The organism is Rhodanobacter sp. FW102-FHT14D06, from assembly GCF_043950705.1.
Lineage (GTDB): Bacteria > Pseudomonadota > Gammaproteobacteria > Xanthomonadales > Rhodanobacteraceae > Rhodanobacter.
Genome location: NZ_CP170722.1, coordinates 702,169 through 720,114, shown reverse-complemented (window position 1 = coordinate 720,114; position 17,946 = coordinate 702,169). Strand labels below are relative to the sequence as shown.

Sequence of the window (17,946 nt, the reverse complement as noted above, 5' to 3'; positions counted from 1 at the left end):
GGCGGTGGATCGGGTGACCCGGGACAAGGACATCTCGCGGCGCTGGCAGCTGTTCGCGCTCGCCGCCGTCATCGTCTACCTGCTGTGGCTGCTGGCGCCGGTGCTGATGCCGTTCGCGATCGCCGCGATGCTGGCCTACCTGGGCGATCCGCTGGCCGACCGGCTGGAGCGGCTGGGGCTGAAGCGGATGTGGGCGGCCACGATCGTCTTCGTGGTGCTCCTGGTGGTGGTCGTCGGCGTGCTGCTGCTGCTGATCCCGATGATCGTCCACCAAGTCGAGAACCTGGTCAGCAACCTGCCGCGCTACGGCGACTGGGCGCAGAACGTGGCCTGGCCATGGCTGCAGGCGCGACTGCACCTGGACCCGCACACCTTCGACAGCGAGCGCCTGCTCGGCACCATCAAGGCGCACATCGGCTCGATCGGCGGCGTCGCCACCGCGGTGATCGGCAAGGTCTCGCGTTCGGGCGTCGGCATCGCCATGTGGCTGACCAACCTGGTGCTGATCCCGGTGGTGGCGTTCTATCTGCTGCGCGACTGGGATCGGCTGGTGGCCACCATCGACGGCATGCTGCCGCGCTCGGTGCAGCCGACCATCGCGCACCTGGCGCGCGAGTCCGATGCCATCCTCGGCGCCTTCGTGCGCGGCCAGCTGCTGGTGATGCTCGCGCTGGGCGTGTTCTACGGCACCGGGTTGGGGCTGGTGGGCCTGTCGGTCGGCCTGCTGATCGGCATGGTCGCCGGCCTGCTCAGTTTCGTGCCGTATCTCGGTTTCATCATCGGCTTCGTCGCCGCGATCATCGCTGCGCTGGTGCAGTTCGGCGACTGGGCCCACGTGCTGATGGTGTGCGGCGTGTTCATGCTGGGCCAGCTGCTGGAAGGCTACGTGCTGGTGCCCAAGCTGGTTGGCGACAAGATCGGCCTGCATCCGGTGGCGGTGATCTTCGCGGTGCTGGCCGGCGGTTACCTGTTCGGCTTCCTCGGCGTGCTGCTGGCCTTGCCTGCTGCGTCGGTGATCGTGGTGTTGCTGCGCTACCTGGTCGAGCGCTACCGGATGAGCGAGCTGTACAACGACGAGGGGCCCGCCGATCCGGTGATCGCCGAGGTCGAGGTGGCCGTGCGCGCCGATGGCGACGTCGCTGCCGGGGCGCAGGTGGCGCCCGCGCCGGGGGACCGGCCGGTCGAATGAACCCGCAACTGCCGCTCGCGTTGCGCTGGCCTCGACGCCAGCGCTTCGAGCATTTCCACGCCGGCGCCAACGCGGCCGCGCTGGCTGCGCTGCGCCGCTTCGCGGTGGAGCCCGGTGTGCCCTGGATCTACCTGCATGGCGTGGCCGGCAGCGGCCGCAGCCACCTCCTGCTGGCCACCTGCCAGGCCGCCACCGCGGCCGGCCGGCGCGCGCAATACCTGCCGCTGGCCACGATGGGTGATGCCGCGGCCGTCATGCGCGGCGTCGCCGGCAGCGAGCTGCTGGCGCTGGATGATCTCGGTTCCATCGCCGGCAAGCGCGATGCGGAACATGCGCTGTTCGACCTCTACAACCGCGCGAGAGCCGAGGGTCACGCGCTGCTGTTCGCCGCCGACGCCACGCCCGCGCAGATGGGCATCGAGCTGCCCGACCTGCGCTCGCGCCTCGGCGCCTGCACCCAGTTCGCGTTGAAGCCGCTGGACGACGACGAACGGCGCGCGGTGTTGAAGGCGCAGGCGTCCTCGCGCGGCATCGAGCTGGACGACAGCGTGCTTGACTGGCTGTTCGCCCGCTATGCGCGCGACCTCGGCGCCTTGCTCGACCTGCTCGACAAGCTGGACGCCGCCTCGCTGGCCGCGCAGCGGCGCGTCACCATCCCGTTCCTGCGCGATTTCCTGCGCGAGGGTGGGGCTGGCGCGTCCTGACCGGCGTCAGGCCTCGCCCGTCTCGGCGTCCAGTCGCGCCATCACCGCGTCGGTGACGCGGGCGCAGCGGCGACCCATGAAGGCGAAAGCCTCGCCGACGGTGGTGGCGAGCTTGTCGTGCAACGCGGCGCGCAGCTGGCGGCGGGCGCGATGCAGGCGGGTTTTCACCGTCTCCGGCTTGATGCCGAGCTGGCTGGCAGTTTCCTCCACGCTGCATTCCTCGACCTCGCGCAGCATGTACACCACGCGGAAAGCCGGCGGCAGTTCGTCGATGGCGTGCTCGAGCAGGTGGCGGATCTGCGCGCGGGCGGCGGAGGCGGCGGGGTCCTCGCTGCCGAAGGCCGAGGGGAAGCGGATGATCTGGTGCGTGTCGTCGGGTGCGGCGTCCACCTGTTCCAGCCCGACCATGGTGTGGCGCTTGCGCAGGCGGCCACGGGCCTCGTTGAGCACGATCGTGGTCAGCCAGGTCGACAGGGTCGCCTCGCCACGGAACGAATCCAGTTTGTGATAGGCACGCATATACGATTCCTGCAGCACGTCTTCCGCTTCCGAGTCGTCGCCGATCACCGCGCGCGCGACGCGGAACAGGCGCTGGTTGCAGCGCTGCATGATGTGTCGGAACGCCGCGCGCTCGCCGTTGCGGACGCACGCCACCAGCGCGTGGTCATCCAGGGTGGCGTAGTCGACGGGTGCAATACGGGCTTGGTTGGGCATGGTTTCCTCCTTCTACACCCGATCCGATGCATTTGCATGCCGCGAGGTTCCCGCGGCCCGTGACCGATTGGCGGGAACCGGCGCGCCACGGTTGCATCAGATGGGCACGGGCGGCCGCTGCGTGCCGCCCATCAAACCCAAGGAATCACCCATCATGAACAAGCCGCTGTTTGCCCTCATCCTCGGCCTGGCGCTGGCCGCCGGTCCCGCCATGCAAGCCGATGCCGCCGCGCCGGCTCCCAATGACGCGCAGATCGCGCACATCGCCTACACCGCCGGCGCGATCGACGTCACCGCGGCGAAGCAGGCGCTGCAGAAGTCGCATGACCCCGCGGTGCGCGCCTTCGCCGAGGAAATGGCACGCGACCACGCGGCGGTGAACGAGCAGGCGCTGGCGCTGGTGAAGAAGCTGGGCGTGACGCCCGAGGACAACGCGACCAGCCAGTCGCTGGCCAGCGCCGCCGCGGCCGAACAGGCCAAACTCGCCGCGTTGAGCGGCGATGCCTACGACAAGGCCTACGCTGCCAACGAAGTCGCCTTCCACCAGACCGTCAACGGTGCGTTGAGCGGCACGCTGATTCCGGCGGCACAGAACGCGGAGCTGAAGTCGCTGCTGGAAACCGGGCTGAAGCTGTTCCAGTCGCACCAGATGCATGCCGAGCATCTGGCGCAGAGCCTGAAGTAGGGAGCGCGCCATGCTTCGCATGATGCTTTGGCTCGGCATCGCGCTGGCGCTGGTGGGCGGCTTCGTGCCGGCCACCGCCGCCGGCGCGGCGCCCGCCCCGCGCGTGCACGTGGTCGTGATCGACAAGATGGCCTTCGGCCCGATGCCTGCCGACGTGCGCGCCGGCGACATCATCGAATGGGCCAATCACGGCATCCTCGAACACAGCGCCACCGCCCGCGACGGCAGCTTCGACGTCGACCTCAAGCCGGGCGCCAAGGTGCGCATGACGGCGAAGGCCGGCAGCTTCGTGGTGTTTTGCAAGTTCCACCCGACGATGCAGGCGAACCTGCTGGTGAAGTAGTCTGTCCATTGCCCGGTCGCCAGCGTGCGACCGGGCGAACCGCGCCAGCCGCCGATGGCCTTGTTGGCGCGCGCAGTTGTCGAGTCGTTCTTGTGCGAGCTGTTTCGCACGCGCATGATTCCTCGGAACAACATCGGGAGTCGATGCCATGGCGTGGCTGTTCTCCGGCGTCGTGATCGCGGCGCTTCTTGGAAGCACGGTCGAGCCCTATTCGGCAACTCATCCGGCGGTTTACGCGGGCACCTATGTGGTGCGAATCTGCCATGGTTCCTGTGCAGGGTCGTCAGCTCGTGTGTTCCGTAGCGGGACGATGGTTCTCTTCGAGCAACCCCTGCTGGATCGGCAGGGCTACACGTTTCGCGATTCGCTTCGGCGTGATCCTGACAATGCCTGCTTCGTGCTTGAACGCGTTGGCGCACCAGCGGAGGGTGACTACGTTCCCGCGCAAGGCTTCTTTTCCTGGGGCATGCGCGAACACACCGTCGAACTGGAACTCGTGCGCTCCCCCGATGGTGGTTACGGAGTAAGTCTGCACCCTACGCCGACGGGGCTCGGCGGCACGAGCGCTATTTGGGGAGGTGCTGTCGGGGCCGTGGCACCCGATTCACCGCCCGTGCCGCCGGACATCATTTCGGCGACTCGCATCGGTGAACCTGATATCGCGAAGTGTCCGCCGCTTTCAGATGGGAACCGGTGAACTGCGTGGGCACAGTAGCGCGCGGCTACCTCAAGCCTTGAGCAGCGCCGGCGTCGCCTGTTGCCCGATGGCGTCGACCATCGCCTTGGCCACGTTGAGGTTGCCGGCGATGAGGTTGCCGCTTTCCGGGATGCCGTCGCGGCCGGCGAAGTCGCAGTAGCGGCCGCCGGCCTCGTGTACCAGCAACACTCCCGCGGCCATGTCCCAGGGCTTCAGGCCGATCTCGAAATAGCCGTCGTAGCGACCGGCAGCGACATAGGCCAGATCCAGCGCGGCGGAGCCGGAGCGGCGGATGTCCTCGGCCTGGCCGAGGATGGCGCGGGTCATGTCCAGCTGCGGGCCGAGGTGCTCGCGCTGGCGGAACGGGAAGCCGGTGGCGATCATCGCGCCGCCCAGGTTCTCGCGTTTGCCCACGCGCATGCGGCGATCGTTGAGGTAGGCGCCGTCGCCCTTGCTGGCGGTGTACAGCTCGTCGCGCAGCGGGTCGAATACCACCGCGTGGATCGGCACGCCCTTTTCCAGCAGCGCGATCGACACGCAGAAGTGGGGGATGCCACGCAGGTAGTTGTGGGTGCCGTCCAGCGGGTCGATCACCCAGGTCAGCGGACCCTTGCCGGTCGCGCCGCTTTCCTCGGCGAGGATGGCGTGGTCGGGGTAGGCGCGGCGCAGTTCCTTGACGATTTCCGCCTCGGCCAGCTTGTCGACCTCGGAGACGAAATCCATCTGCTGCTTCTCGACCACGTGCAGGCCGTCGATGCGGTTCATGTAGCGCAGGATCACATTGCCTGCGGAACGCGCGGCGCGCGCCGCGATCGTGACGTGTGGTCTGGCCATGGGTATCGACTTTGGAAGAGAGCGGGGTTTGCGGCCGCCGATTCTAGCAGGCCGCCCGCCGCTGCGGGCGGAAAGCGGCCGGCGCCGGCGCTTGTCCGTTATCCTTGCGTGTTCCGCCCGCCACGCCGATCCGCGCATGCCCGACACCGCCGACCTCGCTTCCCGCCTCCGCTTCGTGCTGGTGCGTACCTCGCACCCGGGCAACATCGGCAGCGCGGCACGGGCGATCCGCACGATGGGTTTCGCGCGGATGGGGCTGGTCAGCCCGGCACATTTCCCCGACCGCGAGGCGAACGCGCTGGCGGCCGGTGCCGATGACGTGCTCGAGCATGCCGGCGTGCACGGCGAGCTGGTCGACGCGCTGGCCGGCTGCAGTTTCGCGCTGGGCCTTTCCGCGCGCCGGCGCGGCATCACCCTGCCGGAAATCGGGCCGCGCGAAGCCGCGCGACAGGCGCTGGCTGCCGCGCGGCGCGGCGAACAGGTGGCGCTGCTGTTCGGCAACGAGCGCAGCGGGCTGGCGAACGAGGAGCTGGCGCACTGCCACGCGATGGTGCGGATTCCCAGCGTGGACGATTTCAGCTCGCTCAACCTGTCGCAGGCGGTGCAGGTGATGGCGTACGAATTGCGCATGGCGGCCCTGGGCGACGAAGTGCCCGCACCACCGCCGGAGCACGACGAGCCGCTCGCCGATGCCGCCCTGATGGAACAGTTCTACCGCCATCTGGCGCAGACACTGGACGACATCGAGTTCCACAAGGGCCGCGAGCCGACCACGATCATGCTGCGCCTGCGCAAGCTGTTCCAGCGCGCCCAGCCGGACCAGCGCGAGTTGCGTGTGCTGCACGGCATCCTGGCCGATGCACAGCGCATGGCGGGACTGGCGAAGAGCGAGAAGTGAGGAGTGAGGAGTGAGAGAAAGCCACAGCCGGTTCCGCATCAGCCTTCTCTCACTCCTCACTCCTCTTCACTCACTCCTGCCTGTCAGCCAGTCTCCTCACCGCCGGCGTCGTTCGCCGAGGGCGCCGGGGTGACCAGCAGCTTGTCGATGCGGGCGCCGTCCAGGTCGACCACCTCGAAGCGGATGCCGCGCCAGGCGAATACCTCGCCGACCTGCGGCACGTGGCCCAACGCGGTCATCACCATGCCCGCCACGGTGCGGAAATCGTGGTCCGCCTCGCCCGGCAGTTCGCCGGTGCGCAGCAGTTCGCGCAGGTCGTCGGTGGACAGGCTGCCGTCGATCAGCCAGCTGCCGTCGGCGCGCTGCTTGATCGGGCTTTCGTCGCTGCCGCCGTGGCCGATCTGGCTGGCGCCGACCACCGCGGCCAGCAGGTCGTTGACGGTGACCACGCCCTCGATGTCGCCGTACTCGTCCACCACCAGGGCCAGCGGCGTCTCGGCGTCGCGGAACTCCTCAAGCAGGTCGAGGGCGCGCGCCGTGGCCGGCACGAACAGCGGCCGGGACAGATGGCCGAACAACTCCGGGCTGCCTTCGGCGAAGCTGTGCAGCATGCGCTTGACCTCGACCACGCCGACCACGTCGCTCTCGTCGCCGCGGTACACCGGGTAGCGCGAGTACGGCGTCTGCCGCATCACCTCGATGTTCTCCTCGCGCGATGCGGTGAGGTCCAGCCAGGCGATGCGCATGCGCGGCGTCATCACGCTGTCCACCGTGCGGTCGCCCAGGCGCAGCACGCGGTTGACCATGTTGTGCTCGTCCTCGTCGATCACGCCCGCCTCGACGCTCTCGGCAACCAGCAGGCGGATCTCCTCCTCGGTGACCACGCCGCGGCCGTGCGTATTGATGCGCAGCAGGCGCAGCAGCAGGCCGCTGGATGCGTTGAGCAGCCACACGAACGGCGAGGTGATCCGCGCCAGCACCAGCATCGGGATGGCGGCGTACGACGCCACCTTCTCCGGTGCGGCAAGCGCCAGCCGCTTGGGCACCAGTTCGCCGATCACGATCTGGATGTACGAGATCAGCGCGAAACCGAGCACGATGCCCGCGCCGCGCGCGTACGGCAGCAGCCAGGCCATGTGCTCGCCGGTCAGCACGGCGGCGATGTGCGCGCCCAGTGCATCGCCGGCAACCGCGCCGGTCACCAGCATCACCAGGGTGATGCCGACCTGCACGGTGGAGAGGAAGCGCTCCGGCGCCTCGGCGTGGCGCAGCGCGGCCGCGGCCTTGCGGCTGGTGCGGGCCATCTGCTTGAGGCGGCTGGGCCGCGACGCGACCAGGGCCATCTCCGACAGCGCGAAGAAGCCGTTGCACAGCGCAAGCACGAAGACGAGCGCGATTTCGGTCAGCATCGCGGCGAAGGTGTCGGAGGGTGCATGGGCACAGTGTAAGGGCAGCGGGGCTCCGCTTCACGCGGATATTGATGCATGGCAGCACGGGCATCCTGTAACATTTCCGTCATCCCGCTCCTTCAGGCATGGCCAGCATGTTTTCATTGCAGACGATTTTCGGCAAAGGCGACAAGTTCTACGGCCTGCTTGAACAGAGCGCCAGCGCCGCCAGCGAAAGCGCCCAGGCCCTGCACGACCTGCTGACCAAGCCGGACCAGGGCTCGGTGATGGCGCGCTTCGCGGCGACCCGCGCGCGGGAGAAGGAGCTGGCCGCGCAGATCAGCGAGGGGCTGGTCAACACCTTCGTCACCGCGCTGGATCGCGAGGACATCGAGGCGCTGAACTCCTCGCTCTACAAGATCCCCAAGACCATCGAGAAATTCGCCGAGCGCTACGAGATCGTCTCCGCCCGCCTGGGCGGCGTGGATTTCGCGCAGCGCGCGCAGGTGCTGCTGCATTCCAGCGAGGTGGTGGCCGAGATGGTCGGCGAGCTGCGCAACGGCCTGCGCATCGATCGCGTGAAGAAGCTGCAGGATCGCCTGCAGGCGCTGGAGTCGGAGGGCGATCGCATGCTGCTGGCGCCGTACCGCACCCTGTATGTCGAAGGCAGCGACGCGATGCGCGCGATGCTGGCCAAGGATCTGTTCGAGCTGATCGAGAAGGCCATCGACAAGTGTCGCGACGTGGGCAATATCGTCTACTCGATCGTGCTGAAGAACTCCTGAGGGCCCGCTCGTGACCCTGCGCCTTTCGCCTCGTTCGGCCGCCGGCCGCCGCCTTGCCGCGGGAGTTCGCGCATGAGCGTCGTCATCGCGGTGGTGGTGATCGCGCTGGCGTTCACCTACATCAACGGCTTCCACGACACCGCCAATTCCATCGCCACGGTGGTGGCCACCAAGGTGCTCAGTCCGGGCCAGGCCGTGTTGATGGCCGCCGGCACCAACCTGGTCGGCGCCTTCCTCGGCACCGCCGTGGCCGCCACGATCGCCTCGGGCCTGATCAATGCCGGCGTGCTGGAGGTGAGCTCGCAGCTGCTGATCTGCGCGCTGCTGGCGGCGATCGTGTGGAACCTGATCACCTGGTGGCTGGGCCTGCCGTCGAGCTCCAGCCACGCGCTGATCGGCTCCCTGGTCGGCGCCGCGCTGGCCGCGTCGGGCAACAACTTCGACTCGGTGATCTGGATCCATGGCGGCTGGTTCGAAGGCAGCGGCGTCATTCCCAAGGTCATCATCCCGATGGTGGTGTCGCCGGTGGGCGGCTTCATCATCGGTTTCATCGTGATGGGTTTGCTGTACGCGCTGCTGTCGTGGTTCGCCAACCGTCAGGGCTGGTCGCGTCGGTTCGGCCGCACGCCGTTCGTCAACGCGCTGTTCGGCAAGGCGCAGATCCTCTCGGCCGGCGCGATGGGCGTGGCGCACGGCATGAACGATGCGCAGAAGAGCATGGGCATCATCGCGCTGGCGCTGGCCGGCGCCACCGCGGCGCACGAGTTCGACCACCTGCCGTGGATACTCGGCTTCCTGCGCATCGAGGAGAACCCGGCCGGCGGCTTCGTGATCCCGGTGTGGGTGAAGGTGGTCTCGGCGCTGACCATGGCCGCGGGCACCGCCGGCGGCGGCTGGCGCATCATCAAGACGCTGGGCCACAAGATGGTCAAGCTGCACCCGATCAACGGTTTCGCCGCCGAAACCAGCGGTGCGCTGGTGATCCTCAGCGCCTCGGTGTTCGGCATCCCGGTGTCGACCACCCATATCGTGTCGTCCTCGATCATGGGCGTGGGCGCTGCCAAGCGTTTCAGCGCGATTCGCTGGTCGGTGGTGGAGCGGATGGTATGGGCGTGGATCCTGACCCTGCCGATCACCGCGCTGCTGGCCTACGGCTTCGTGCTGGCGTATCGCGCGGCGTTCTGAGGCACCGCTACAAGGCATCCTCGTCGCTGGCGATGACCTGCTCCAGGCGGTCGCCCAGCTTGCCCAGCACGCGGATCACCCGGTCCAGTTCCGCGGCGTCGAGGAATTCGTACAGGCGGTTTTCGCACAGGTGCAGGTAGGGCGAACCGTCCAGGTCGGCCACCGCCAGGAAACCGGTGCGCTGCTCCCAGTTGAAGCGCAGGCAGCGCTGCGGATCGGTGCCGGCAAGCGGACCGATCGGGGTGGACACGCGCAGGTAGCGACGGCCGGATTCGCCCTCCAGCTCGGCCAGGTAGATGCCCTGGTGGCGACCCTGGCCGAGCGCCAGGTCGAAGCTGATCAGGTAGGGATCGTTGTGGTGCAACTGGTGCGCGCCGGCCAGGTGGGAGCGCACGGCTTCGAAGTGGCGCATGGTGCCATTCCCGTGGGACAGAGCCCGAGGTTACTCTGTCGGGCCTCGCCTGCCGAGTCGGCGGGTTGTACCGGAGTGCCCATGCAAGACCGCAACGCCCGCATCTATGCCGCCATCGCCGCGATTCCGCCCGGCCGCGTGGCCAGTTATGGCGCGATCGCCGCGCGTGCGGGGCTGCCGGGGCGGGCACGGCTGGTCGGGCGGCTGCTGGGCGAGGTGCCCGAGGGCATGGAGTTGCCGTGGTTCCGCGTGCTGCGGGCCAGCGGCCACGTCGCGATGCCGCCGGGCAGCCGTGGCTTCCGCGAGCAGTGCCGCCGGCTGCGCGCCGAGGGCGTGGAGGTGGTCAATGGCCGCGTGCCGCTGTCGCGCTTCGGCCTGGATGGCGACCTCGACCACGCGCTGTGGGGCTGGCCCGGGGCCTGAGTGGCCCGGTTATTTCGCGTCGCCGCGACGGCGCCCGGCCGGCCGGAACGGCTGGTCGAACTGGCGGATGAAGTCGCGTACCTGCGGGTACACGGTCTCGCGCCAGCGCCGTCCGCTGAAGATGCCGTAGTGGCCGGCGCCTTCGATCACCTTGTGTGCGCGGCGCTTCGCCGGGATGCTGCTGCACAGGTCGTGCGCGGCCTCGGTCTGGCCCAGGCCGGAGATGTCGTCCAGCTCGCCCTCGATGGTCAGCAGCGCGCTGTGCCGGATCGCGGCGGGCTCCACGCGCTCGCCGGCCACGTCCCACAGCCCGCGCGGCAGCAGCGCCTGCTGGAACACCTTCTCGATCGTGTCCAGGTAGAACCGCGCCGGCATGTCCAGCACCGCGTTGTACTCGTCGTAGAACTTGCGGTGCGCCTCGGCATCTTCCTGGTCGCCGCGCAGCAGGTCCTGGTAGAAATCCCAGTGCGAACTCATGTGCCGGCCGGGATTCATCGCGATGAAGCCGGCGTGCTGCAGGAAGCCCGGGTAGACCTCCCGCCCGCGCCCCGGATAGTTCGGCGGTACGGTGTGGATCACGTTGCCCCTGAACCACGCCAGCGGCTGCCGGGTGGCCAGGTTGTCGACGCTGGTGGGGCTGCGCCGCGGGTCGATCGGACCGCCCATCATGGTCAGGCTGCGTGGGGTGGCCTCGCCGCGCGCGGCCATCAGCGATACCGCCGCCAGCACCGGCACGGTGGGCTGGCACACGGAAATGACATGCAGCGATTCGGCGCCGATGTGGCGGATGAAATCCTCCACGTAGGCGACGTAGTCGTCCAGGCTGAAGGTGCCCTCGGCGGCCGGCACCATGCGCGCGTCGACCCAGTCGGTGATGTACACCTTGTGGTCGCGCAGCAGGGTGCGCACGGTATCGCGCAGCAGGCTGGCGTGGTGGCCGGACAGTGGCGCCACCACCAGCACCACCGGATCCTTCTTCATCTTCTCGATGGTGGCCGGATCGTCGCTGAAGCGCTTGAAGCGCTTGAGCTGGCAGAAAGATTTGGCCAGCGCCACCCGTTCGATCACCGCGATTTCCTGCCCGTGCGCCTCGGCGGCATGGATGCCGAACGCGGGCTTCTCGTAATCCTTGCCCAGCCGGTAGACCAGCTCGTTGGCGGCGGACAGCCGCTGCACGCCGGGCCAGGCGGCGAACGGGTTGCCGCGGGCACTGAGCATGCGGGCGTTGGCCTCGGCGAAGTAGCTCAGCGGACCGAGCAGCGAGCGCTGCCATTCATGGATTTGATAGAGCATCGGATGGTGTGGCCGTTGGTCGTAAACCGTTGCATCTTAGCGGGAATGACCGGCTGGTGTTGCAATGCGGCAGAGAGCTGGGTCTCAACCTGCGCGGCGGCAGCGCAGCAGGATTTCGTCCACGCCGTCGGTATCGCCCAGTCCCTCGCGCCAGTGCAGCGGCTGCTGGAAATGCAGGCCCAGCGGCATGAACACGCGGTTGTACCACCACATCGCGCGTTCGCGCTGGTGGTCGAGGAACCACTCGGCCATGGCCAGCAACCGCGGCGAATTCGGCTGCATGCCGTAAACCGCGCTGTGTTCCAGCACGAAGCCGTGTTCGGCCAGCAGGGCGAGGATCTGCGCCGGCTCGTAGCGGCGACAATGGCCCACGCAGTCGTCGAACGCGGTCCAGGCCTGCGGGTGCAGCGGCACCGACATCAGCACACGCGCGCCGGGAGCCGCCACGCGGGCCAGTTCCGCCAGCGCGCCGTGGTCGTCGGCGACGTGTTCGAGGATGTCCAGCGCGCAGACCAGGTCGAAACTGGCGTCGCGCCAGGGCAGCGCGCCGATCAGGCCATGCACCGCGGTGGCCCCGCTGGCCTGCAGCCGCCGTACTGCGGCATGGCTCAAGTCGACGAAGCAGGTGCCGCGCAGCGGCAGCCGCGGGCGCAGTCCGGGCGCCACTTCGAGCCGGCGCGGTGCTTCGTCCGCCAACGCCTGCAGCAAGGGCCAGGTATTGAAGCGCGAGGGTTCGACCAGGTTCGCCCGCGTCCACAACGGCTCGTAGAAGCCACGGTTGCGGCGGATCGACTCGTCGTTGCTGCGAAGCTCGGCGGCGGGCGGGGAGGGCATCGGCGGATTGAACCGCGTCGGCGCTGTGCAATACGTGAAGCTCAGCCCGTTTGCCGCAACTCGGTGCCAGCGACGATATCGTGCAGCGCGCGGCGGCGCGGGTCGAACAAGGCCACCGCAAACCACGCGCCCCAGGCCGCCAGCAGCAGCCACAAGGTGGCGCGCAGGCCCAGCACGGGCGCCAGCATCAGCAGCAGCATCGGCGCGGCCGCCACCAGCAGACGCAGCACCGCCTGCTGCAAGGTCGGGCCGGCGCCGTCGCGAGCGGTCACGCGGATGTGCCACGGCCGCATGCCCACGGTCTGGCCGCCGCGCAGCCACGAGCCGATGAAGTACGCCGACACCACCAGCCCCTGCAGCGGCCGGTACCAGGCCGGCACCTGCGCGTGATCGGCGCCCTGCACCAGTTGCCCGCCGGTGGCCAGCTGGCTGAGCAGGCCCACCACCATCACGATCGCCACCACGATCAGCAGGTCGTAGACCAGTGCGAGCAGGCGCCGCCACAGCGGACAGGGCATGGCGGAGGGCGTGTCGGAACGGGCGGGCATCGGCATCGGATCGCTTGCGTGGAGCGCGCGCGATGGTCAGCATCGTGCGCATGGACAAGGAAGAAAACCCCGCCAGTATCGCCGAAGCCGATCGCCGCGGCATCGCGCTGTTCATCGAGCGGGTGTGGTCGGAGGACGGCCTGGCCGAGCGCACGCTCGAAGCGTACCGGCGCGATCTGGAAGCGCTGGCGCGCTGGCTGGCGTCGCGCGGACGCAACTTGCGCACGGCCACGCGCGAGGACATCTCCGCCTATCACGGCGCGCAACCGGCGGCCGTCCGCTCGATCGCGCGACGGCAGTCGGCGTTTCGCCGCTACTACGCCTGCGTGGCCCGCGACGAGCCGGATTTCGTCGACCCCACCTTGCTTATCGAACGGCCGAAGATGCCGCGCAGCCTGCCCAAGGCGCTGGCCGAGCGCGAGATCGAGGGCCTGCTCGGCGCGCCCGACACCGGCACCGTGCTGGGCCTGCGCGACCGCGCCATGCTGGAGCTGATGTACGCCTCCGGCCTGCGCGTGTCCGAGCTGGTGGAGCTGCCGCTGGCGGCGCTGAACACGCGCCAGGGCGTGCTGCGGATCACCGGCAAGGGCGGCAAGGACCGGCTGGTGCCGGTGGGCGAGGAAGCGCTGGCGCGCATCGACGCTTATCTCGCCAGTGCCCGGCCGGCGCTGGCCCGCGGCCGGCAGCCCGCGGCGCTGTTCCTCAGCAACCGCGGCGAGGGCATGAGCCGGCAGATGTTCTGGACCCTGGTCAAGCGCTACGCGCAGCAGGTCGGCATCCACGCCAAACGCATCTCGCCGCATGTGCTGCGGCATTCCTTCGCCACCCACCTGCTCAACCACGGCGCCGACCTGCGCGCGCTGCAGATGCTGCTCGGCCACAGCTCGCTCAGCACCACCCAGATCTACACTCTGGTGGCGAAGGAAGGGCTGAAGCGGCTGCATGCGCAGCATCATCCGCGCGGTTGACCGACGATTGTCGATTCACCGGGGCGCCGTTCGTCGCGGCAGGGAAGTCCCCATTTTTGAGAGGAATCCTGACTCATGAAGCTCTACTGGTCCGACGTGTTGAAGCCGCGCAGCGCGTGCGCGGTCGCGAAATACCTGGAATCCCCCGTCGAGTACGTCTATCTCGACCTCGGCCGCGGCGAGCATCGCCGTCCCGAGTACCTGGCGCTCAATCCCAACGGCAAGGTACCCACCCTGGTCGACGGCGCGCTGGCGCTGTGGGAGGCGGACGCGATCATGTGCCACCTGGCCGCGCGCTGCGACTCGGACCTGTGGCCGCAGGATGCGCGCCAGATCGATGTGGTCCGCTGGTTCAGCTGGAACCACCAGCACTTCACCCGGCCCGGCGGCGCGCTTTACTTCGAGCACATCATCAGGCCGCGTTTCAACCTGGGCGAGGCAGACGCCGCCGAAGTGGAGCGGGCTTCTCACGAATGGCGCCGCGCTGCGGCGGTGCTGGACGGCCATCTGCAACATCGCCACTACGTCGTCGGCGACTCGCTCACGCTGGCCGATTTCGCGCTCGCCGTGGCGCTTCCGCACGCGACCCGCGCGCACATCCCGCTGGCCGAGTTCCCTGCCGTCCAGCGCTGGCACGAGCGCATGAACGAGCTCGAAGCCTGGCGCGAACCCTTCCCCGAAATCGCCGTGGCCGCCTGATTCGCGCTGACTGTCGATCTGCGCCCGCGCCGTTCGTCGTCCCTGCAGAGCATCCCACCGGAGGACACCGATGCAACTCGTGAGCTACCTGTTTTTCAAGGACAACGCCGCCGAAGCCTTCGACTTCTACGCCCGCTGCCTGGGCGGCCGGATCGCGATGAAGGTGACCATGGGCGACATGTCCGGCGATGCGGCGCCGCCCGCCACCCGCCACCTCATTGCCCACGTGCGCCTGCAGGTGGGCGACGCCGTGCTGATGGGCTCGGACTGGTGCAATCCCGACAGCGGCCCGTATCCGGGCATCCACGGCAACGCCGTGTCGCTCAGCGTCGACCAGCCGGAGCAGGCCGAGCGCGTGTTCGCCGCCTTGTCTGAAGGCGGCCAGGTGACCATGCCGATGACCGAGACCGATTGGGCGCTGCGCTTCGGCATGCTCACCGACCGCCATGGCGCGATGTGGATGGTCAACTGCAACCGACCCGGGTAAGCGCAAACCGGAGCCTGGCGGCGCGCGGACGGAATCTCCATCTTTCGTCATTCCTGCTTGACCGGCCCTACGGCCGTAAGAGGCGCCTCGCGGGGATGACGGCGTTCAAGCACGTGCCTTCGTCCGGGCACCCTTTCTCGAGCTGTCGCGCCAACGCGTCGTCAGGCTTCGCCGTAGCTCGAGACCTCGATGAGGTTGGCATCGGGGTCTCTGAAGTAGATGGAGGTGATCGGCCCGAGGGCACCCGTGCGCCGCACCGGCCCGTCGAGTACGGCCACGCCGCACGCCTCCAGGTGGGCCAGCACGGCCTGCGGGCGGGCCGGGGTGACCAGGCAAAGATCCACCGAGCCGGGTGTCGGCGCGGCGGCCTTGGGTTCGAACTCGCGACCTTGCTGGTGCAGGTTGATCTTGCTTTGCCCGAACGTCAGCGCCTTGCGCCCCTCGCCGAACGTCACGACCTCCATGCCGAGCACGCGCGAGTAGAAATCGCAGGTCGTGGGGATGTCCTTGACCGTGAGGACGAGGTGGTCGATGCGTTCGATGTGCATGGGCTATTGGTGAGGCTCCGCCAGTTGGCTCATGGTTGTGGCAGTCGGTTGTAGTGAACCGTTCGCGTGCGCTGCTCCGGGACAACTTCACTCCAACCAGAACGCATCCCTGAGTTCTCCGTCGGAGTTCATCAGCCACCATTCCACCACTTTGCCGCCCGGAACACGATGAATCGCGTCGCCAGGCTGGATGAGCTTGCTTATGGCAACAGCGATAGCCTTTGGCACGAGCGGATGGTCCAGAGGTATCGGCACATCTTCCGGCCATGGTTCCTGGTCTTCAATGGACATTTCAATGATCCATGCTGGCAAAGAACATCTTGGTCCCGGCTGGCGCCGATGCCGCGTGGCCGAACAGGCCTTGAGCGCGTGATCGCGCATCAACCCTGTCACCCGGCGGTGAAGGTCGACCCATCTCCGGGTCAGCGCGCGCGCCGGTAGTGCACGGCGACTGTGCCGTTGCGGAGCGGCGTGGCCGAGACCAGCTCCAGGCGTCGTGTACTCGGCAGCCCGTCCTGATACAGGGTCGGGCCATGACCGGTGATCCGGGGATGGACGAGGAACTTGTACTCGTCGATCAGCTCCAGCCGGTCCAGTTCGGTTGCAAGCTTGCCGCTGCCGAGGAGCACGCCGGCCGGTGTCGCATCCTTGAGCTTCTGCACGCCCGCGCGCAGGTCGCCGGCGATGGGGTGGCTGTGGTTCCAGGGGAAATCCCTTCGCGTCGAAGAGACCACGTACTTCGGCTTGGCCTCCAGCTTGACCGCCCACTCGCGCATCGCTGGCGGCGCCTCCACTTCGCCGCGAGCGACCGCCGGCCAGTAGCTCTCCATCATCTCGTAGGTGACGCGGCCCCACAGCATCGCTCCGCTCGCGTCCATGAGCCGGGTGAAGAAGGCGTGTGTCTCGTCGTCGGCGATGCCTTCCTGATGGTCGACACAGCCGTCCAGGGTGACGTTGATGCTGAAGGTCATGAGGCCCATGGTGTCGTTCGTATGAGAGAGCAGAACAGAGTCGGATTCTGAGGCCTACCCGATTTAATTAGCCACGTCCCCTTTATCTTCCGTCCCCTTTATCTTCAGCCCCTGAAGCCGATCGGAAACGCTCGGGCAATTTTAATTAGCCACGTCCCCTTTATTGCGCACCACGTCCCCTTTGTCCCTTTATCGGCGCCTTTATCGGCGGTCAGTTGCAGCGACTGGTTAGACCTTCTCTGCCTCGTGAATGACGGTTCTGAAAACAGCCTCTTCTGGATTCTTGATAGCTGAAAGAACATTTTCGGCAACTTTATCAATCAGTTTTGCGCCCCAGAATGGGTCAGATTTATCGTAATAAATAACACGTATATGCTGCAAGTCAAAAGGAACGTCGTCTTCGTTCGCAGAAACTAAAACCACTGGCTTGTGCATTGCATGTGCAAGCCCGAGTTCATAGTAAACATTCGGATTCTTGGTGGTAAGCTCAGCCACGAGTACTTTGGCTGTGTTAATTCCGCGCCAAACTTGATCCATCACCTTTCCTGTCGCGAAGATGTCCGCATCTGCCCGTACCGGAACGAGGCCGGCTTTCTCGATGGCTGGGCGGTAGATTTTGTCATAATACTCGCCCAACGGCGCAGCAAATGGCTGCATGACGAAGCACGATTCATTTGCACCAATGTTGGCTGATCGCTCGAGCTTTTTAAGCCTGTTTGACGCAGACGCAGACGCGGCTTCACTCCCTGAGGCATCTATTACGCGAATTTTGTCGCCAGACTTAGCTATTAGCTCAGCGGTCTCCAGGGATTCAAGAAATACTTGTTTAAACTCTGCGTAACTTTCCGGTGGAACACCATAGGTCTCGACGACTGTATTGCGCAAGAACTGGTCATCTGGCAGGTTTTCGCCACGGTAGTGCTGGTATACCTCTGAAATGTCCGGAGCGTTCATGATGGCTTGTCGATAGCCATCGATGGTATCAGTAGGCGACTGAGGGCGAAGAATTTGCTTAGCTAGTTCGGTAGGCTTGATGATGCCTGCGCTAGGTTTTCCAGGAGTCCATACTTGTTGGCGGAGCTTATTTCTACACTAAACGGTCCGATTGGACTGCTCAGCCCGAAGAACTTAGCGGCCTGCTTACGACTGCATTCTTTCCCCGCGTTTTGATCAAAGATTGCCCCCGCAATCCTGATCGCCTTCCCCACCGGGTGACGAGGAAATTTTGCTTTCGCGCGTTTGGTCTTTGGGTTCTTGGCCACTATTTTGGTAGTGGCGGCTTTCTTTGACTTTGCCATTTTCTTCGCTGCCATGCTCGAATCTCCTTACGACTACCAAGAA

The 17,946-nt window shown here is 67.0% G+C and carries 24 protein-coding genes; 12 read left to right on the top strand and 12 right to left on the bottom strand.

Annotated elements, in window-relative coordinates; all coding sequences use genetic code 11:
• Nucleotides 1-13: 13 nt before the first annotated feature.
• Together ACFCQI_RS03615 and hda are read left to right on the top strand one after the other, a co-directional pair.
• The gene (locus ACFCQI_RS03615; protein WP_395120019.1) at nucleotides 14-1,189 is read left to right on the top strand and encodes an AI-2E family transporter; all 1,176 of its coding nucleotides are present in this window, start codon (nucleotides 14-16) and stop codon (nucleotides 1,187-1,189) included.
• On the top strand, nucleotides 1,186-1,893 hold the full coding sequence (hda, locus tag ACFCQI_RS03610) for a DnaA regulatory inactivator Hda (protein ID WP_395120018.1): 708 nt from the start codon (nucleotides 1,186-1,188) through the stop codon (nucleotides 1,891-1,893). Before ACFCQI_RS03615 ends, hda begins: the two co-directional genes overlap by 4 nt.
• Nucleotides 1,894-1,899: 6 nt before the next feature.
• On the opposite strand, the gene ACFCQI_RS03605 is transcribed toward hda, so the two are convergent.
• Entirely contained in the window at nucleotides 1,900-2,607 is a 708-nt protein-coding gene (locus ACFCQI_RS03605; RefSeq protein WP_395120017.1) for an RNA polymerase sigma factor, read from the bottom strand.
• Nucleotides 2,608-2,761: 154 nt separating this feature from the next.
• Here ACFCQI_RS03605 and ACFCQI_RS03600 point away from each other — a divergent pair, with 154 nt between their 5' ends.
• From ACFCQI_RS03600 to ACFCQI_RS03590, 3 genes are all read left to right on the top strand, one after another.
• On the top strand, nucleotides 2,762-3,292 hold the full coding sequence (locus tag ACFCQI_RS03600) for a DUF4142 domain-containing protein (RefSeq protein WP_395120016.1): 531 nt from the start codon (nucleotides 2,762-2,764) through the stop codon (nucleotides 3,290-3,292).
• Between the two features lie 10 nt (nucleotides 3,293-3,302).
• Nucleotides 3,303-3,635, top strand: coding sequence for a cupredoxin domain-containing protein (locus tag ACFCQI_RS03595; RefSeq protein WP_395120015.1), 333 nt, complete (start codon nucleotides 3,303-3,305; stop codon nucleotides 3,633-3,635).
• 148 nt (nucleotides 3,636-3,783) lie between these two features.
• Nucleotides 3,784-4,332 carry a hypothetical protein gene (locus ACFCQI_RS03590; RefSeq protein ID WP_395120014.1) on the top strand — a complete coding sequence of 183 codons (549 nt, stop codon included), beginning with the start codon at nucleotides 3,784-3,786 and terminating at the stop codon, nucleotides 4,330-4,332.
• Nucleotides 4,333-4,362: 30 nt separating this feature from the next.
• Here ACFCQI_RS03590 and ACFCQI_RS03585 read toward each other — a convergent pair whose 3' ends face one another.
• Nucleotides 4,363-5,166 carry an inositol monophosphatase family protein gene (locus tag ACFCQI_RS03585; RefSeq protein WP_395120013.1) on the bottom strand — a complete coding sequence of 268 codons (804 nt, stop codon included), beginning with the start codon at nucleotides 5,164-5,166 and terminating at the stop codon, nucleotides 4,363-4,365.
• Nucleotides 5,167-5,302: 136 nt separating this feature from the next.
• Between ACFCQI_RS03585 and ACFCQI_RS03580 the strand changes: the two genes are divergently transcribed.
• On the top strand, nucleotides 5,303-6,064 hold the full coding sequence (locus ACFCQI_RS03580) for an RNA methyltransferase (RefSeq protein WP_395120012.1): 762 nt from the start codon (nucleotides 5,303-5,305) through the stop codon (nucleotides 6,062-6,064).
• 83 nt (nucleotides 6,065-6,147) lie between these two features.
• Here the strand turns inward: ACFCQI_RS03580 and ACFCQI_RS03575 are convergent, their stop codons facing one another.
• Complete coding sequence (locus ACFCQI_RS03575; protein ID WP_395120011.1) at nucleotides 6,148-7,473, bottom strand: hemolysin family protein; 1,326 nt, start codon at nucleotides 7,471-7,473, stop codon at nucleotides 6,148-6,150.
• A gap of 134 nt (nucleotides 7,474-7,607) precedes the next feature.
• On the opposite strand from ACFCQI_RS03575, the gene ACFCQI_RS03570 reads away from it, so the two are divergent.
• Nucleotides 7,608-8,237: a DUF47 domain-containing protein gene (locus ACFCQI_RS03570; RefSeq protein ID WP_136259163.1), complete on the top strand. Its 630-nt coding sequence runs from the start codon at nucleotides 7,608-7,610 to the stop codon at nucleotides 8,235-8,237.
• A gap of 72 nt (nucleotides 8,238-8,309) precedes the next feature.
• Nucleotides 8,310-9,422, top strand: coding sequence for an inorganic phosphate transporter (locus ACFCQI_RS03565; protein WP_395120010.1), 1,113 nt, complete (start codon nucleotides 8,310-8,312; stop codon nucleotides 9,420-9,422).
• Nucleotides 9,423-9,429: 7 nt separating this feature from the next.
• Here the strand turns inward: ACFCQI_RS03565 and ACFCQI_RS03560 are convergent, their stop codons facing one another.
• On the bottom strand, nucleotides 9,430-9,834 hold the full coding sequence (locus ACFCQI_RS03560) for a hypothetical protein (RefSeq protein ID WP_395120009.1): 405 nt from the start codon (nucleotides 9,832-9,834) through the stop codon (nucleotides 9,430-9,432).
• A gap of 81 nt (nucleotides 9,835-9,915) precedes the next feature.
• Between ACFCQI_RS03560 and ACFCQI_RS03555 the strand changes: the two genes are divergently transcribed.
• Entirely contained in the window at nucleotides 9,916-10,257 is a 342-nt protein-coding gene (locus ACFCQI_RS03555) for an MGMT family protein (RefSeq protein WP_395120008.1), read from the top strand.
• Nucleotides 10,258-10,266: 9 nt separating this feature from the next.
• On the opposite strand, the gene ACFCQI_RS03550 is transcribed toward ACFCQI_RS03555, so the two are convergent.
• From ACFCQI_RS03550 to ACFCQI_RS03540, 3 genes are all read right to left on the bottom strand, one after another.
• Entirely contained in the window at nucleotides 10,267-11,550 is a 1,284-nt protein-coding gene (locus ACFCQI_RS03550) for a polyhydroxyalkanoate depolymerase (protein ID WP_395120007.1), read from the bottom strand.
• Nucleotides 11,551-11,634: 84 nt separating this feature from the next.
• Nucleotides 11,635-12,384, bottom strand: coding sequence for a class I SAM-dependent methyltransferase (locus tag ACFCQI_RS03545; RefSeq protein ID WP_395120006.1), 750 nt, complete (start codon nucleotides 12,382-12,384; stop codon nucleotides 11,635-11,637).
• A 41-nt stretch (nucleotides 12,385-12,425) separates the two neighbouring features.
• Nucleotides 12,426-12,932 (bottom strand): RDD family protein, encoded by a 507-nt coding sequence (locus tag ACFCQI_RS03540; RefSeq protein WP_395120005.1) that lies wholly within the window; start codon nucleotides 12,930-12,932, stop codon nucleotides 12,426-12,428.
• Between the two features lie 32 nt (nucleotides 12,933-12,964).
• On the opposite strand from ACFCQI_RS03540, the gene xerD reads away from it, so the two are divergent.
• From xerD to ACFCQI_RS03525, 3 genes are all read left to right on the top strand, one after another.
• Nucleotides 12,965-13,900: a site-specific tyrosine recombinase XerD gene (gene xerD, locus ACFCQI_RS03535; RefSeq protein ID WP_395120004.1), complete on the top strand. Its 936-nt coding sequence runs from the start codon at nucleotides 12,965-12,967 to the stop codon at nucleotides 13,898-13,900.
• 75 nt (nucleotides 13,901-13,975) lie between these two features.
• On the top strand, nucleotides 13,976-14,599 hold the full coding sequence (locus tag ACFCQI_RS03530) for a glutathione S-transferase family protein (protein WP_395120003.1): 624 nt from the start codon (nucleotides 13,976-13,978) through the stop codon (nucleotides 14,597-14,599).
• 70 nt (nucleotides 14,600-14,669) lie between these two features.
• Nucleotides 14,670-15,086, top strand: coding sequence for a VOC family protein (locus ACFCQI_RS03525; RefSeq protein WP_395120002.1), 417 nt, complete (start codon nucleotides 14,670-14,672; stop codon nucleotides 15,084-15,086).
• Between the two features lie 161 nt (nucleotides 15,087-15,247).
• Here the strand turns inward: ACFCQI_RS03525 and ACFCQI_RS03520 are convergent, their stop codons facing one another.
• The 5 genes from ACFCQI_RS03520 to ACFCQI_RS03500 form a co-directional block, all read right to left on the bottom strand.
• Nucleotides 15,248-15,634: a VOC family protein gene (locus ACFCQI_RS03520; protein WP_395120001.1), complete on the bottom strand. Its 387-nt coding sequence runs from the start codon at nucleotides 15,632-15,634 to the stop codon at nucleotides 15,248-15,250.
• Between the two features lie 87 nt (nucleotides 15,635-15,721).
• On the bottom strand, nucleotides 15,722-15,925 hold the full coding sequence (locus ACFCQI_RS03515; RefSeq protein WP_395120000.1) for a hypothetical protein: 204 nt from the start codon (nucleotides 15,923-15,925) through the stop codon (nucleotides 15,722-15,724).
• A gap of 131 nt (nucleotides 15,926-16,056) precedes the next feature.
• Complete coding sequence (locus tag ACFCQI_RS03510; RefSeq protein WP_395119999.1) at nucleotides 16,057-16,605, bottom strand: dihydrofolate reductase family protein; 549 nt, start codon at nucleotides 16,603-16,605, stop codon at nucleotides 16,057-16,059.
• A gap of 228 nt (nucleotides 16,606-16,833) precedes the next feature.
• Nucleotides 16,834-17,559 carry a hypothetical protein gene (locus ACFCQI_RS03505; protein WP_395119998.1) on the bottom strand — a complete coding sequence of 242 codons (726 nt, stop codon included), beginning with the start codon at nucleotides 17,557-17,559 and terminating at the stop codon, nucleotides 16,834-16,836.
• A 62-nt stretch (nucleotides 17,560-17,621) separates the two neighbouring features.
• Nucleotides 17,622-17,918 (bottom strand): hypothetical protein, encoded by a 297-nt coding sequence (locus tag ACFCQI_RS03500; RefSeq protein ID WP_395119997.1) that lies wholly within the window; start codon nucleotides 17,916-17,918, stop codon nucleotides 17,622-17,624.
• Nucleotides 17,919-17,946 lie beyond the last annotated feature (28 nt).